A 15,156-nucleotide genomic window follows, 5' to 3' on the forward strand; every position below is an offset into this window, starting at 1 on the left:
GGCGCCGGTCCACGTCTTCGTGGATGCGGTAGGCCACCGCCCGGTTGGCGGTGATGCGGTCGCGCCAGGCATCGCCACGGTGTGGGAATGACACCTTCGCGGCGAGCACGTACCGGCCGTGCTTCGCGTTGGCCAGGTGCGCCAGCGGGGCCGGGAGTTTGACGGAGACCTCGCCACCGGGGGTGACGCGGATCGTCTCGTTCCCGTGCCGCTTCCCCGACTCGCCGTCGGCCTGCAGGAACCGCCGTTCGGCCTCCCACCGGCGCCGCCACTCGGCCTCGGTGAGCTGGGCGGCGTCGAGGTGGTTACGGTTGCGCAGCAGGCGCTTCCCGCCCCGGACGACACGGACTCGGCCCGCGGCGCGGTCGTTGCGCTCACGCTCAAGCCGGTCCTGGAACACATGCAGGCGCCGGATCTTAACGAAGCGCTCCTGTGCGGTGCGGTAACCGCCCGGAGCCCGCCTGCTGCCCTTCTCACCCACCGGCAGCGACAGCCGCCGCGCGATCATCTTGATACCGGCCTCGAGGCCCTGGATGTGGGCAAGCTGAGCGCGGCGCGACAGCGCCCACTGGTCGTGCGTGGCCTTCGTGATCGACCCGGCCCAGCGGGAGGACGACTCCAGCGTCAGGGCACGTTTCCGCTCGGCCCAGGCGTCGCTGTCGTGGTCGAGGCCGGTCACGCAACGGGCCTTGAGGTCCTTCCCGGCAAGCCTGCCGAGATGGTCACCGACCAGCCGCAGAACCTCCTCATCCTCACTGGCCAGTCCCTTGAGCCGGTCGCGAATCGCGACACCGGACGGGCCGACCGCGACGAACGGCGCATCGATCGGGCGCAGCTCACCCATGCCAGGCGGCCTCCAACGCCTTCCGCGCCCGATCACGAGCCGAGCGGCGGCCGTACAGGCGAGCGCAGAACGAGGTCAGCACCTCCACCATGTCCCGCACCAGATCGTCGGCAACCTCGCCGTCATCGAGCACGACCAAACGGCGGCCATGCGCGGACAAAGTGGCCTCAACCAGCTCCACATTCATCCGCCCAAGGCGGTCCTTGTGCTCCACCACCACGGTGCTCACGTCCGGATCGGCGAGGAGGCGACGTGCCTTGCTGCGGCTGCCGTTCATCCCGGAGCCGATCTCCGCCTCAACACGCACGATACGGTGACCGGCCTTCACAGCCCACGACGACAGCCGGGCGACCTGGCGCTCCAGGTCATTTTCCTGATCGTGGGACGACACACGGGCATACAAGCCCAGCCCTCCGACAGCTTCCGCAGTGGTGTTGGCTTCGACGTTCACCAGAATCATGCGCGGCCCAACACGCCAAGCGGGCACGGGAAGCGTCCCGTTACGAAACCAGCGATACGCCGTGTGGGGACTAATCCCCTGCGCTCGCGCCCACTCAGTCAGATTCACGCAAAGACCGTAGCACCACCCACCCAGACTGCCCTTATACACACTCACGCACACTCATTCGAGGGCAGTTCCGACCCCGAACCCGAGTACGACGGGCCCGACCGGGCCTATCTGTACCACGAGCACGACCAGGCCTATCGGGAGGAACGCCGGGACCACGATCCGTACCGACCGATCGAGGCCAGTTCGGTCCACGAGGCGCGTACGGCGCGCAGCAGGAAAGGCACGGCCTGCCGGAGGCGGGCTACACCGACGAGGGGTATTACCCGCACGATGTTTCCGCCGGCCGCAACGAGTACCGCCACGAGGAGTCCAACCCGCAGGACCCCAAGGCGGAGGAGGACCGGCGGCATCGAGGGAAGCACAGCCACGGGCGTGCCCGCCCGCGACCGGCCAGCCGAGGGCGCCGCTGGCTGATTCCGGTCGGAGGGCTCGCGTTAGGGGCGCTGCTCTGCGCCCTAGCGTTCATGTGGGGGTCGGGCCACCCACCGGAAGGCGGGCTGCCGGTGTCGGCGGCCACCACACCGCCGGACCCGTCCGAGGAGCTGATCGTCTTCCCGGAGGTACCGTCCACGTCGCCCAGTTCAGCGGCGCCACGCAGTTCCTCCGGCACGCCCAGCGCCACACCGTCGGTCACTCCGACGCAAACGCAGAGCTCGGGCCCGGTCCTGCTCGGCCCATCGAGCAGCCGCGGTGTGGCGAACATGGCCCAGCGGTACTGCGATCGGTACACGGGGGGCTCAGCAGAGGCCCGCAACGACGGCCGGTGGCAATGTACGAGGCTTCTCTCCGCGTCCATTGTCGACATGGACGTCGCCTGCCGCGACACGTACGATTCGGGCGCCTACGCACGGACATCGAATCCGGGTGACCCGTACGCCTGGCGGTGCTACCGATGATCACCCGACCGGCAGCCCCGCCGTTCAACCCCGGGGTACAGCGGAGTGAGCGACATCCCGCGCAGGCAGCCCAACAGCGCACCCACGCGGCCCGACTGGACCTGGCGCAGATCGACCAACCCACCTACCGGCCACCACGGTGACCGCGACACTGGTTCCAGACGGATACGGCGGCGTGGCGGCCACGCCGGCGTGTCGGTTCGGTGCGGGTCGTTGAGTACGCCACCGGATTGCCTTCAACGGAGCGTCTGGTGCGCTGTTCGGGTGAGCGGGACGAGTTCGTGTCGCCTACCGCGAGGGCCACGCCCCTCGACCTTCCACCATGACAAGTGGTACGCCCCTCCAGCCGTTACATTTGCGTGAGCGGACGTGCGCAGACAGTGTTCGCGATGGTGCCGCTGGTCCTGCCTTTCGGTGAGCAGGTGACGAAGGGCTGGCCGTGAGGGCGTAGGGCACTCGACGCTCAGGTGGCCGGCCGACGAAGCCGCTCGCGATCGACCACCGCTCGCGCATCAGGGGACGACGTCACGGTGCTCACCCACCACTACCTGGTACACGCCGACGACCTCGAGCGGTTCCACCCGCCCCTCGGCGCCGCCCGGCCGATCAAGTGAATCGCAGGCCAATGACACGGCGCCGATCGCACGGCATGATGGTTTACCTGGTCAGAGGCCCGGGTACGGTGTGGGCAACTGCTGCCCCGCCAACGGGCTGCTCGACCTGGGGAGAACAGGGATGACGACGGCCGAGGCGCCCGTTCCGGTCCCAGATCACGCCGAGGACCAGATCTGCCGCACCTTGGACGACCTACATGCTCGTACGCAGCAGGCAGCAGCGCACCTCGCTGACATCTATGCTCGCCTCGCGCTGCTGGAGAAGGAGATCGAGCGGCATCAGCAACGCCGCTAGGTGTCTGAAAGTGGTTGTAGGACGCCGGCCAGAGATCGGGCTCAGTGGCGGAGCCATGATTGTCAGCGGTAACACCGCCAAGCGTATGGATCGCCAGGATTCGACGTTTGTGCGTAGGCGCCCGCACCGTACGTGTCGCGGCAGGCGACGTCCATCTCGACGACGGACGCGAAGAGAAGCTTCGTGCACCGCCAACGGCCGTCGTTGCGGGGCTGGGCTGAGCTTCCGGCGGCGTGTTGATCGCAGTACTGCTGGGCCATGGTCGCCACCCCGTCGTTGCTCGACGGGCCGAGCAGGAGCGGACCCGAGCTTTGGGTCGGCGTCGGCGTCGGCGTGGTCACGGCGCGTCTCGAGGGCGGCGCGGCGGAACCTGTGGTTGACGGTGTGGCGCTATGCGTGGCGGACCGTGTGACCGACCGTGTAGTCCTGGGCGTGGCGGAAGAGCTGCTCGGCGTCGCGGAAGTGGGCGCCGTTGACGGCATCACAGGGAGAGTGATCGGCTCCTCAGACGCGTCCGGCGGGATGGTCGCGGTCGACAGCGGCAGCCCGCCTTCCGGCGGCGGGCTCGACCCCCACATGAACGCCAGAGCGCCGAGCAGCATCCCCAAGGCAAGCCCGCCGACCGTGATCAGCCGGCGCCGCCGGCTGGCCGGCCGTGGGCGGGCATCAAGCTTCCGGTGCTGCACCCGTGGCCGCCCGTCCTCGACCGCCTCGAGGTCCTGGGCATCGGGCTCCTCGTGGCGGTACCCGTTGCGGCCGGGGTCATCGTCCTGCGGATGGTGTTCCTCGTGGGTATAGCCCACCTCCGGTAGGACGTATGTCTCCTGCAGCGCCGCGTACGCGTCCTCGTGGACCGGTCCGGCATCGACATACGGCTCCGGGGCCCGCCGTTGCTCCCGATCGGCCAGCTCGTGCTCGTCGTACTGATAAGTGTGGTCGGGCTCGTCACGCTCCGGTTCCGGGTAGGCAATCGGGTCCGGCTGCCGGTACGCGCGCTCGCACTGGCCGTACGCCCCGTCGAACTGCTCGGACTCATCCTCGTATTGGTGTGCCCGGTGCCGTGCGTGCCGCCCGTCGTGCTCCTGGTTCGTCTCCGCGGGTGTGTACAACTCCTCGTAGGGATCCGAGACGTCGTCGCGCCATTGCGGCGCGGCGGCCGCCTGCCACTCGGAGTTTGTGTCCGAGTCGCTTGCTGCCGGTCGCGACAGTTGAGAGATCCAGCTGTCTATGTCACTTGCCGGGTCGTTAAGTTGGGCGGCCCCATCGGCGGGGCGAGCGGTCGATCTCTCGGCCACGGTCGCCTGCCTCCTCTGAACGCACAGGTGCGGACAGCTAGTTGACCTTACTCGCCATCAGCCAAAAGTCCACCCGACCCATCCCACGAACAGACGACATACGATCTCCGCCGGCTGCTCCGACCGGCATGACGATATCCGCGTCCAGCTCAACAAGGTCATGACCGCATCCGCCACCGATGGCCAACCGGGGCGTGTGCACAACCTCCTCTACGCGGACCTCAGCGACGGATCCGACGCCGTCCCCACCCTGCCCAGCGGCCCGGTGACGGAGACATCAACCGGCCCCACAAGGGCGACCCTGTACGGCGGTCCAACAGAAAGCGGGTGCACCGGCGCTAATCGTCGGAGTCGGGCTCGGTGAGCAACGGCAGTACCCCGGTCATCGACAGCACGCGCCGGACATGGCCGGTGGGATTGACCACCGCAGCTTTACGTGCGGGTGTCGCGGCGGCTCGACGGGATCTACACCGTCACATACGGCAGACGTTGCCAACCAGACGGATCCCAGCGACAGCATCGGCCTCGCCCTGTTCGGCGTGGACGTCTACCCGGTACGGCGGATTCCGCATCGCGATCCGGCGACCGGGCAACTCGGTGTGGCGACCGAGGGCGACATGTTTCTCGGCGGCCACATGGGCACCGGCGAGCCGTATCCGATTCCCTACCGGGCGGTCACCCCGTGGCAGTCCGACTGCGGAAACCTGCTGGTCCCGGTCTGCCTGTCTGCCACTCATATCGGCTACGCGGCCACCCGGATGGAACCGGTGTTCTGCGTCCTGGCTGAATCCGCAGCGGTTGCCGCGGTGCAGTCCCTGCGCGAACACACCGACGTGCAGGACATCGACGTTGCCCAACTCCAATCCCGACTCGTCGAGCGCGGCCAGGTCATCGCATGGACCGCCGCATAGGCCCTCAGATCCTCATTCGCCGGATGCGCGGACAGTGTCGCAGCCGGGCCATGAGGATCACCGAAAAACAGCCGCACTCTGGCGGCCTTTCGCCGCTCGGCCGGCGAGCATCATGGCGACCTGCGGGTTGGACCGGGCGACGAAGGCCGAGTACGCGGGGTCGGCGTCTGCGGCGACGCCACCTCGTCGCCGGTACGGGACTCACGTGCCCCACAGGCCCGTCTCAGGCGGACGCGATGTGATGTTCCTTCTCTTCCCGGGCGGATTCACGGTGCTCGGTGTTTGCGGATCTCGTCTGGCCAGGCGAGAGTGACGCCGAGGGTGTCGGTGAGCAGCCGCTGGTAGTCGGCCAGGTGGGTGTGGTCGATGCGGACCTTGCGGGGTGGCACGCCCCGGTCGAGGCAGTACGCCGCCATGGCGCCGGCGGCCTCGCCGATGCTCCATTCGACCGGGTGCAGCCGGTAGCAGCCGTTGGTGATGTGGGTGGTACCGATGTTCTTGCCGGCGGCGAGCAGGTTGTCGACCCGGATCGGGATGAGGGCGCCGAGCGGGATCTGGAACGGGTACGACTCGATGTCGACGTAGGTGCGCCCGGCGGTGCTGGGGTGCAGGTCGATGCGGTAGTGGCCGATGCCGACGCTGTCGGAGAAGACCTGGCTGCCGGCTCCGGGTGGGCGGGCGTCGACGCCGACGTGCTGCTCCAGGACGGTGAACTCGGCCTGGATGCGGCGTGATTCGCGGATGTAGGGGGCGATGGCTAGTCCGTCGCTGGTTCCGGTGACGTCGCCCCGCAGCCGTAGCCCGGGGTATCCGGTGCCGTCGCCGTCCGGATGCGGTGCCTCGGTCTGCATCCAGTACAGGAACGACAGCGACAGGTCGCGGGCGCCGTCGAGCGCGGCGGCCCGGGTGGCGTCGTCGACGCCGAGCAGCGGGGCCTGCCAGTAGTCGATCTGCGGCCAGTTGACCAGGGTGACGTCGGCGAAGGCGGTGCCGGTGAATTGGTGGGCGGCCAGGATCCGCCGGTAGTGCCACAGGTCGTCGGCGGGCCCGCTGGCGGGGTCATCGCGGAAGATGGGCCGGTTGCGCGTACCGAGGGTGATCGGTTCGACGTCGATCCAGGACAGCTGCGGGCCGGGCCAGAACGGGGCGACCGTGGTACGCCAGAAGTCGTAGCCTGCCGGGCGGTCGATGGTGTGGTCCTCGCCGGGCCGGTGTTCGAGGGCGAAGCACCAGGAGATCGCCTGCTGGTTGAGCGGGTCGGCGACCGGCAGCGCGTGGGGTTCGCCGGTGGTGTCCTGGCCTTCGGCGCCGATGACGTGCTCGACTCCGGCCAATGGCAGCAGGTCGCCGAGTTCGGTGGCGTCGAGGATGTAGTCGGCGGTGACGGTGATGTCGCTGCCGTCGGGGCGGCGCAGGGTGACCGCGGTGATCTGCTCCCCGGTGGTGTCGGCCGCGACCGGTTCGTGCTGCAGCAGGACCGTCACGCGACCGGCGGACTGCCACGGTGCCAGCAGCTGATCGATGACGGCCAGGGCCGAGCGGGGTTCATGGCACAGCCGACTGACGTGACCCAGCCCCGGGTTGAGCAGCGGGTCGGCGGCGGCCCGCGGCGTCAGCGGGTAGTTGTCCCGGTAGTGACGGCGGATGCGCTGCCGGAAGTCGGCGTAACTGACGGCGGCGAGCTGGGTCTCGATCCAGGCGTTCTCGTCCGGTGGCACCGCCTGGCTGGTGAGCTGGCCGCCGAGCCACTCGGTGGTCTCGGCGAGTATCACCTTGCGGCCGAGCTTGGCGGTGGCCAGCGTGGCGGCGACGCCGCCGACTCCCCCGCCGACCACCAGAACATCCGTCTGCAGCTGCGTACTCACGCAGTCGTTCCCCTTTCGCGTCTCGGGTTCATTGGCCGGTCGGCCGGGGTCGGGCTCCACTGGCGCGTCGGGCACCGAGGAGCTGGCGCCCTCATCGGGCGTCCTCGCGTACGATCCGTGGGCCGGCGTGGGTTCCCAGCTGGGCGAACCATTCCGACGCGAAATCCAGGTCCGGAACAGTTCCCGCCGGCAGCGGAATGCCAGGTACGGCGAGCTCGGGTGGCGTGCGGTGAGCCCGCAGCTCGGCGATCACGTCGCGGACCCGCGCCCCGACCGGCTTCACACAATTGTTCGTGTCGATGAGACCGAGTCCGTATTCGAGCTCGTCGAAGCCGCGGAATCGGCGATCGATGTCGTGCGACGCCCACCACGTCACGGCGGTGACCTCCGGGATCGCGGCGGTCCGCCGCAGCATCCGTTCGGCGAAGTCCGGCACCGTCGTCCGGTCGAGCCAGAGGTCGGACACGCCGACCTCCTGCACCCACAGCGGCTTCCGCCGTCCGCCGAGGGTCGCCAACGCGACCTGGGCGAGATAGTCGGGGATTGCCCACGCGCCGCGCTCCTGGTCACCGAACCGTGCGAGCGCCCCGGTGAAGTACGGCCAGGCGTGGATGGCGACCAGGTCCGAGATGTCCACCACCGCGTCTGCGGTGAGCGCGCAGTCGCCGGTCATCCAGGGTTCGTGATCGACACCAACGGTCACCGGTACGCCCGGTGCCCCGGCGCGCGCGGCCGTGACCATGCGGCGTGCCCAGGCATCGCAGGCGCCTGATCCGAGGCCGGCCTGTCGCATGAGGACGTTCGGCTCGTTCGCGATGTCGAGACACCACAGGGCCGGGTGCGCAGAGACGGCCCTGGCGGCTGCGGTCACCAACAGCGCGGCGGCGTCCACCGCGTCTGGCTCGGTGAAGGGATTGGCATCCCGCAGCCAGGCGGGACGGAAGTCGAAGCCGCTCAACCAGCCGTCGAGCACTGTCGGGCAGACTGCCAGGCCGCGCGCTTCGGCGAGGTCGAGCAGGCGTACGAGCCGGTTGAGCATGGCCGAGGAGACGTACGCCGGGTTCGGCTGGAACAAGGGCCACAAGCACTGGATGCGCACGTGGTCGAAGCCGAGTCCGGCGATGACGTCGAGATCACGCGCGATGGCAGCGTCGTTCCAGTCGACCCACGCGTACCACCAGTCGCGGCTGGGCAGGTAGTTGACGCCGTAGCGGACTGAGGTGCTCACCGGCCCAGCCGATCCGCGAGGAACGACGCCTGGAGCGTCCACTGACCTGCGGCACCACCTTCGTGACCGTTGTAGGAGTGGACCGTGATCGTCTTCTCCCCCGCGTACGCGTTGAACGCGGCGAACACCGTGGACGGAGGGCAGGTCTGGTCCATCAGACCGACCGAAAAGAGCGCCGCCGCGGACGCGCGAGACGCAAAGGACACCCCGTCGAAGTACGACAGAGTCGTGAAGACCCGCTCCGTCATGCCTCGTTGCACCGCGAGGTATCGGACGATCTCCTGGTACGGGTCACGCTCGGTGAGGCCCACCGCCCGCTCGAAGTGACACAGCAACGGGACGTCCGGCAGGGCGGCGACGAGACCGCCGGCCAGCCCGGCGGCGGCCAACGCGATGCCGCCGCCCTGGCTGCCTCCGCAGACCGACACGCGAGCGGCGTCGACCAGCGGGTGCTCCCGAACAGCGTCGATCGCGCATACGGCATCGGTGAACACCCGGCGGTAGTAGTAGGTCTCGGGGCTGTCGATGCCGCGGGTCATGACGCCACTGGCGGCAGGGCCGCTGCCGTGCGGATCGGGCGTGAGGCCGCCGACGCCCCACTGCGCCCCCTGCCCGCGCGTGTCCATGACCAGGAACGCGTATCCGGCGGCAACCCAGGGAAGCCACTCGTGCGGCAGGCCGCGACCCGCACCGTAACCCAGGTACTGCACGACGGTGGGCAGCGGCGCCTCGGCATTGGCCGGAACGAGCAGCCACCCTGCGACCGGTTCGCCCGCGTACCCGGAGAACCGCACGTCGAAGACCTGGCATGCCGCCAGGGGCGACTCGACCGGCGTGAACGACGGTTTGTCGCCCGCGGCGCGCGCCTCGGCGAGCGTACGCGTCCAGAAGTCGTCGAAGTCCGCCGGTTCGCGGACCTCAGGCCGGTAAGCGCGGAGTTCGTCGAGGGGGAGGTCGAATCGAGGCATGGGGTTCCTTCCGAGATCAGGCATTCGGCGGACGAGGGCGGCCGGCACTGCAGCGCAAGCCTTTGGGGCGGCCCGGAGAATCCCCTCCTGTTAGGGAGAGGAGGATGTCAACCTTTCAGGGCTCCCGAGTTGCCGGCCGCCCGCAGGAACTGCCGCTGGAACACGAGGAAGAGCACCACCGGGATGATCACGGAGATGAACAGGGCGCCCATGAATTGCGCGAAGTCGGCGGAACTCTCCAGCCGCGGCAGCGCGACCGAAATCGGCTGGTCCTGCGGATTCGGCAGCACCAGCAGCGGCCACAGGAACTCCTTGTATGCCCCGACGAGCGTCAGCAGGCTCACCACGCCCAGGATCGGCCGTGACATCGGCAGCACGAGCGAGACGAAGACCCGGAAGGGACCCGCGCCGTCGATGCGGGCCGCCTCGAACAGATCGGCGGGAATGGCCGCGAAGAACCGTTGCATGAGCAGCACGTTGACCGCGTTGGCCGAGGCGGGCAGCCACACCGCCCACAGGGTTCCGATCAGGTTGACGCGCACGAGCGGCATGTCCATCACCGTCAGGTAGAGCGAGACGAGCGAGATGACGCCGGGAATGAACAGCGTCGCGAGGATCGCTGCGAACACGGCCTTCGCGTACCTTGGCTTCAGAATGGCGAGCCCATAGCCACCGGTCGTGGCGACGAGGAGCCCGAAGAACAGCGACCCCGCCATGAGCCAGAGCGTGTTGACGAAGTAGCGCGCGAAGTCGACCTTTGTCCACACCTCGGCGAAGGTGTTCCAGTGGACCCCGCTCGGCCAGAGCGAGAACGGCGCGGAGAGCGTCTCGGTCGTGGTCGATGTCGCGGCCTTGAACAGCCAGAACAGCGGTCCCAGGCACAAGACGGTGAGAGCGGCGAACAGCAGCACTCGGACGGCGACGAGGGCGATCCGTACGCCGGGTCGGCGCCGATCGATACGGGACAGGAGGCTGCGTTCGGCGTCGGCGGTCATGAGCTGCTCCAGTGCTTGGTCGCCCGGAGGTAGATCCAGGAAAGGCCGGACAGGGCGATCGCGAGCAGTAGGCTCAAGGCCGTCGCGCGCCCGTAGTCCCCGGATACGAACGCGTACCGGTAGATCAGCATGAGGATCGTGACGGTGCGGTTCTCGGGACCGCCATTGGTCATGATGTAAGGCTCGGTGAAGACCTGGAAGGTGCCGATCAACTGCAGCAGCATCATCACGAGCAGCACGCCGCGCATCTGCGGGAGAGTGACGTGCCAGAACCGCCGGAACGCGCTCGCCCCGTCTGTTTCCGCGGCGTCATACAGCTCGGTCTGTACGCCCATCAGCGTGGCGAGATAGATGATTGTCGCAGTACCGAACGACCCCCAGGTGGCCTGCAGCACGATCGAGGTCATGGCGAGATCACCGTCGTTGAGCCACGACAACGGGCCCAGCCCCACCCACCCGAGGATGGTGTTGAGCACGCCGGTCGGGCTCGGGTCGAAGAATGCCTTCCACAGCAGGACGGCGACCACGGGCGGGAAGATCACGGGCAGGTACACGAGCGCCGAGGCCAGTCCCCGGGTGCGACGCAACTCCGCGATGAAGACCGCCAGGATCACCGGCACGGGGAACCCGATCACGAGGGCCAGCAGCGCGAACCACAGCGTGTTGAGCGCGGCCGTCAGGAGCAGCGGGTCGGCCAGGACCCGCGTGAAGTTGTCGAGGCCGACCCAGTCGGCCGTCAGGAAATTGGTCTGCTGCATGCTCAGGGGCAGCGACCGCAGGATCGGCCACCACGAGAAGAGGCCGAACGACAGTAAGAGCGGCAGGAAGAACACCAGCGTGGACAGCCCACCACGGCGTACCCAGCCCATGAGCCCCCGCGAAGGACGGTTCGCCACGGTCTGCTGCATGCGGGACGCCGGCCGGGACGGTGCCTGGACAGTCACCGAGATCACCTCGTCTGTTCGGGTGGACTCCCCGTCGCGTCACGGCGACCGCGGCGGGACGGGGAGCCGGTAGCAGAGATCAGCCTGCGTCGATGGTCGTCTGGACCTTGCGCTGGGCGTCCTTCAGCAGCGCGTCGATGTCGGCATCCTTGCGCGTCAGTACTGCTTGGACCACAGTGTCAAGCGTCCCGTACGTTTCCTGCGTCTTCGTCGGCGGCTCGGGGACCAGAGCCATCGTCTGAGCGGAGGTGAGGTACGCCGCGTAGTTCTGCCGCGGCACGTTGACGTAGTCCTTCACCCATGCGAGATAGTTGTCGGTCGTCGCCTGGTCGAAGAGCGAAAGCGCCGGTTCGCCCACCGGCTGTTTGTCGGCCGCTTTGGCCTTTGCGTCCGCGACGGCCGCCTCCTGGCTGCCGTACTTGCGGAGGTACCGGTACTCCGCCCACTTGATCGCGGCCTTGGTCTCGGCGGCCGAGGCGCGCGGATTGATGATCGCGACGGTACCGCCGCCGAGCGTACCCAGGCCCTGGGCCGCCTGCGGCAGCGGCGCGAGGCCGAAGTCGTCGGGCTTCATGCCCATGTTCGACACGAGCGTCTTGTACGCGTCCGCGCCCTGCACGAACATGCCGATCTTGCCGCCAGCGAACGCTTTCATGGCGTCGTTGTAGCCGATCAGGAAGTTCGAGCCGAAGGTGTTGTCCTCCCATCGCAGGGAGCGGTAGAACTCGAGCGCGCTGCGGGTGGCGTCGTTGTCGACGGTCGCGTTCTTGCCGTCCGCCGACTCGATGGTGCCGCCGTTGGCGTAGCTCATCGTGGTGAGCACCCAGCCGCCGGTGTTGTCCTTCGTCATGCTCGCGAAGCCCTGTACGCCGGTGGCCGACTGGATCGCCTTGGCGTCCGCGCGGACCTCGTCCCACGTCGTCGGGGGCTTGTCGGGGTCGAGGCCCGCCTTCTTGAACAGGTCACGGTTGTAGAGCAGACCCATGCTGTACGCCTGAACTGGCACCCCGTAAATGTGCTCGCCGGAGTCCTTGACGATCTTCTGAATGGACGGGTTGATCCGGCCGATCGCGGAGTCCTTGGGGATGGTGCCGGTGATATCCGCGATCTGCTTGCGAGCGATCAGTCCCTGCATCTCGGTGAAGGGGACGTAGAAGACGGTCGGGAGCTTGCCGCCGGCCAGAAGTGCTTGAAACGTGCGTACGTCGAAGGTGGCCTCGTCGCCGGTGACTTTGATGTCGGGGTTGGCCTTGGTGAAGTCGGCGATGTCGCGGTTGAAGTTGTTGAGCTCCTCCGGCTGCTGATTGGTGGGCATGCCCGCGACGGTGATCGACACGGGCCCGGATGAGTCGCTGTTCGGCCCGCTGCACCCGGTGGCGAGGGCGAGCGCTGCGACGGCGAGGGCTGCCGGCGCGAGAAGCCGGGTTCTTGTGCTTTTCATGAGTCTCCTCGGACGGTGTTGGTGGTGGATCACTGAGTGTGGGCGGGGCTGCCGGTCAGGGAGCGATGAGTCCTCCGTCCCGGCCGCGGACCCGCGCGGCCCACGCGTCGTGCGCGGAGAGCCCGGCGGGGAACCGGGCGGCGGCGGCCTCGTCGAGGTCGATTCCCCAGCCCGGTGCCTCGTTGGGGCGCAGCCAGCCGCGCTCGATGCGCAGCGTCCCGGGGAAGACCTCGTGCACGGCGGGGGTGTACACGTGGCCTTCCTGGATGCCGAAGGCCGGGCTGGTCACATCCAGAGCGACGTTGGCTGCCGCACCGATGGGCGATGTGTCGCCGGGGGCGTGCCACGCCGTGCGCACCCCCACGAGTTCCGCAGCGGCGGCGATCTTGCGTGCCGCGGTGAGGCCACCGATGCCGGAGACGTGGGAGCGGATGAAGTCAACGCCCCCGCCGAGCACGAGGCGTGCCGCGTCCGTCAGCGACGTGGTCAGCTCGCCCACCGCGAGGGGCACGGGTGAGGCCGTCCGTACCTCGGGCAGGCGGTCCCAATGCTCGGGCGCGATGACGTCTTCCAGAAAGAACAGGCGGTACGGCTCGAGCGAGCGGGCGAGCGCGACGGCCTGTTTCGGCGAGAGTCGCGAGTGCACGTCGTGCAGCAGAGCGATGTCGGGGCCGAGCCGGGCGCGGGCTGCCGCGAAGAGTTCGGGGGTGAGCCGCAGGTACTCCTCGACGTTCCAACCGCCCGGGTACTGGTGGTCGGCGGTTGCGGCGTGGGGCACCGCCGGGGCACCGTAGTGGCCGGCGCCCGGCTGGCCCGTCTGCAGCCGGATGTGCCGTAGCCCCTCCTCCCGGAGACGTTCTGCCTGGTCGAGGGTCTCCTCGACGGTCGCGCCGGCGGCGTGCAGGTAGGTGTCGGCCGCCGCGCGTACCTTGCCGCCGAGAAGCTCGTGCACCGGCCGTCCGGCCCGTTTTCCCGCGATGTCCCACAACGCCTGGTCGAGCCCGGAGATCGCGTTGTTGCCGACCGGGCCCTCACGCCAGTAGGACGAGAACCTGGCGAGGCGTACGAGGTCTTCGATGTCGCCCGGGTAGCGGCCGACGACCAGCCGGGCGAGATGCTCCTCCACGTAGGTCGCGACCGCCCGCCAGCGCTGCGTGAAGGTGGCACAGCCCAACCCGTAGAGGCCATCGTCGCTCGTCTCGACCTTGACGACCAGCAGCGGGATGCCCTCCGGTGCGGTCGCGATCGCCCGGACCCGGGTGATGCGCACGTCGTCGGGTGCTTCCCAGGGCTGGGCGAAGGGGGACGTTGCGTCCTGCGTGCTCATGCAGATGCCTCCATGACGGATGCCCCGCCCTCGGCGAGCGAGACGACGGGAGCCCAGCCGAGCACGCGGCGCGCGGCGGACGTGTCGATCGGCGCTCGACGCCCCTCGAATCGTTGCCTGCGTTGGACGTGGGCGGCGTAGCGATCGAGAAGGTCCTCCGTGGACTCGTTCAGGATGGTGTCCGCCGCGGCGACCAGAAGCGTGTGCATCCCGGAGATCGGCTGGGTGAGGCCGCGCAGGATCGCGTCGACGGCATCGGCCATCTCCAGGTACGCCCACCCCTCCCGGGCGAGGCGCGCCCGTTCCGCGGGAATCGCGATCATGCGCCGCACCGTGTCCCGCAACGCGGCGAGTTCGCGGACGAGCGGGAAGCGCAGCGCGACGACGGTCATGTCCCAACGGCTGCAAGCGAAGGCGGCGACCTGCTCGTCGACCCACTTCGACAGCGAGTACGCGTCGTCGTGCGCCACGGGCGACGCCTCGTCCAGCGGGTAGTACGCCGGCATCACGTCGTGCCGGTTCATCGGTACCCCGAAGGCGTTGATCGAGCTGGCGATGACCGCCCGGCGGATGCCGGCCTCCCCGGCGCACGCGAGGACCGTGAATGTCGCGGAGGTGTTCCCGACGAACACGGCCCGCGGCGTGTCGAGGTCGGGGTGCGCCGTCGCCGCCAGATGAACGACCGCGTCCACGTCCGCGAGCGCGTCTCGCACCAGGACTTCATCGGCGGCGTCGCCCGTGAAGACCCGGTCCGCCGGGGTCGGCGCGGACCATGTACGGGACAGCGCGGTGACGGCGATGCCGCGGTCGACGAGCGCCTCGACCGTCGGCCGGCCCACGGTCCCGTCGGCACCGGTGACCAACACTCGGGTGGGTCGGATGAGCTCAGGCACGCCGGTGATCCTCACTGTCGGAGACATGTTGCGAAACTGCTTTCGCAGCAGAGAAGCACACGCCCCGAA

The 15,156-nt window shown here is 68.7% G+C and carries 13 protein-coding genes; 2 read left to right on the plus strand and 11 right to left on the minus strand.

The annotated features are described in order from the left end of the window. Together ABZ783_RS28760 and ABZ783_RS28765 are read right to left on the minus strand one after the other, a co-directional pair. Nucleotides 1-844 (minus strand): hypothetical protein (locus tag ABZ783_RS28760; protein ID WP_357443534.1); only part of this gene is annotated, 844 nt, incomplete at its 3' end. Further along, nucleotides 837-1,412 (minus strand): IS607 family transposase, encoded by a 576-nt coding sequence (locus ABZ783_RS28765; protein WP_357443536.1) that lies wholly within the window; start codon nt 1,410-1,412, stop codon nt 837-839. The genes ABZ783_RS28765 and ABZ783_RS28760, both read right to left, overlap by 8 nt. Nucleotides 1,413-3,046: 1,634 nt before the next feature. Here ABZ783_RS28765 and ABZ783_RS28770 point away from each other — a divergent pair. After that, the gene (locus ABZ783_RS28770; RefSeq protein WP_357443538.1) at nt 3,047-3,220 is read left to right on the plus strand and encodes a hypothetical protein; all 174 of its coding nucleotides are present in this window, start codon (nt 3,047-3,049) and stop codon (nt 3,218-3,220) included. 62 nt (nt 3,221-3,282) lie between these two features. On the opposite strand, the gene ABZ783_RS28775 is transcribed toward ABZ783_RS28770, so the two are convergent. After that, complete coding sequence (locus ABZ783_RS28775; protein ID WP_357443540.1) at nt 3,283-4,515, minus strand: hypothetical protein; 1,233 nt, start codon at nt 4,513-4,515, stop codon at nt 3,283-3,285. 404 nt (nt 4,516-4,919) lie between these two features. Here ABZ783_RS28775 and ABZ783_RS28780 point away from each other — a divergent pair, with 404 nt between their 5' ends. Then, nucleotides 4,920-5,426: an FAD-dependent oxidoreductase gene (locus tag ABZ783_RS28780; protein ID WP_357443542.1), complete on the plus strand. Its 507-nt coding sequence runs from the start codon at nt 4,920-4,922 to the stop codon at nt 5,424-5,426. A 266-nt stretch (nt 5,427-5,692) separates the two neighbouring features. On the opposite strand, the gene ABZ783_RS28785 is transcribed toward ABZ783_RS28780, so the two are convergent. The 8 genes from ABZ783_RS28785 to ABZ783_RS28820 form a co-directional block, all read right to left on the minus strand. Next, entirely contained in the window at nt 5,693-7,291 is a 1,599-nt protein-coding gene (locus ABZ783_RS28785; protein WP_357443544.1) for an FAD-dependent oxidoreductase, read from the minus strand. A 91-nt stretch (nt 7,292-7,382) separates the two neighbouring features. After that, nucleotides 7,383-8,519, minus strand: coding sequence for a cellulase family glycosylhydrolase (locus tag ABZ783_RS28790; RefSeq protein WP_357443546.1), 1,137 nt, complete (start codon nt 8,517-8,519; stop codon nt 7,383-7,385). After that, nucleotides 8,516-9,487, minus strand: coding sequence for an acetylxylan esterase (locus ABZ783_RS28795; RefSeq protein WP_357443548.1), 972 nt, complete (start codon nt 9,485-9,487; stop codon nt 8,516-8,518). Before ABZ783_RS28795 ends, ABZ783_RS28790 begins: the two co-directional genes overlap by 4 nt. Before the next feature lie 107 nt (nt 9,488-9,594). Next, entirely contained in the window at nt 9,595-10,482 is an 888-nt protein-coding gene (locus tag ABZ783_RS28800) for a carbohydrate ABC transporter permease (protein WP_357443550.1), read from the minus strand. Beyond that, nucleotides 10,479-11,390, minus strand: coding sequence for a sugar ABC transporter permease (locus ABZ783_RS28805; RefSeq protein WP_357443552.1), 912 nt, complete (start codon nt 11,388-11,390; stop codon nt 10,479-10,481). The genes ABZ783_RS28800 and ABZ783_RS28805 overlap by 4 nt, the downstream gene beginning before the upstream one ends. Nucleotides 11,391-11,505: 115 nt before the next feature. Then, nucleotides 11,506-12,762 carry an extracellular solute-binding protein gene (locus ABZ783_RS28810; RefSeq protein WP_357443554.1) on the minus strand — a complete coding sequence of 419 codons (1,257 nt, stop codon included), beginning with the start codon at nt 12,760-12,762 and terminating at the stop codon, nt 11,506-11,508. A gap of 160 nt (nt 12,763-12,922) precedes the next feature. Continuing rightward, nucleotides 12,923-14,194: an enolase C-terminal domain-like protein gene (locus tag ABZ783_RS28815; protein ID WP_357443556.1), complete on the minus strand. Its 1,272-nt coding sequence runs from the start codon at nt 14,192-14,194 to the stop codon at nt 12,923-12,925. Further along, nucleotides 14,191-15,087 carry an NAD(P)-dependent oxidoreductase gene (locus ABZ783_RS28820; RefSeq protein ID WP_357443559.1) on the minus strand — a complete coding sequence of 299 codons (897 nt, stop codon included), beginning with the start codon at nt 15,085-15,087 and terminating at the stop codon, nt 14,191-14,193. The genes ABZ783_RS28815 and ABZ783_RS28820 overlap by 4 nt, the downstream gene beginning before the upstream one ends. Nucleotides 15,088-15,156: the final 69 nt, after the last annotated feature.

Origin of the sequence: Micromonospora sp. NPDC047738 (assembly GCF_040642675.1) — a bacterium.
Lineage (GTDB): Bacteria > Actinomycetota > Actinomycetes > Mycobacteriales > Micromonosporaceae > Micromonospora.

Excerpts from the sequence above, each read along its gene's own strand:
- ABZ783_RS28800 (WP_357443550.1), bottom strand. The coding sequence starts at position 10,482 with ATGACCGCCGACGCCGAACGCAGCCTCCTGTCCCGTATCGATCGGCGC.
- ABZ783_RS28770 (WP_357443538.1), top strand. The coding sequence starts at position 3,047 with ATGACGACGGCCGAGGCGCCCGTTCCGGTCCCAGATCACGCCGAGGAC.
- ABZ783_RS28795 (WP_357443548.1), bottom strand. The coding sequence starts at position 9,487 with ATGCCTCGATTCGACCTCCCCCTCGACGAACTCCGCGCTTACCGGCCT.
- ABZ783_RS28815 (WP_357443556.1), bottom strand. The coding sequence starts at position 14,194 with ATGAGCACGCAGGACGCAACGTCCCCCTTCGCCCAGCCCTGGGAAGCA.
- ABZ783_RS28780 (WP_357443542.1), top strand. The coding sequence starts at position 4,920 with ATGGCCGGTGGGATTGACCACCGCAGCTTTACGTGCGGGTGTCGCGGC.
- ABZ783_RS28805 (WP_357443552.1), bottom strand. The coding sequence starts at position 11,390 with ATGCAGCAGACCGTGGCGAACCGTCCTTCGCGGGGGCTCATGGGCTGG.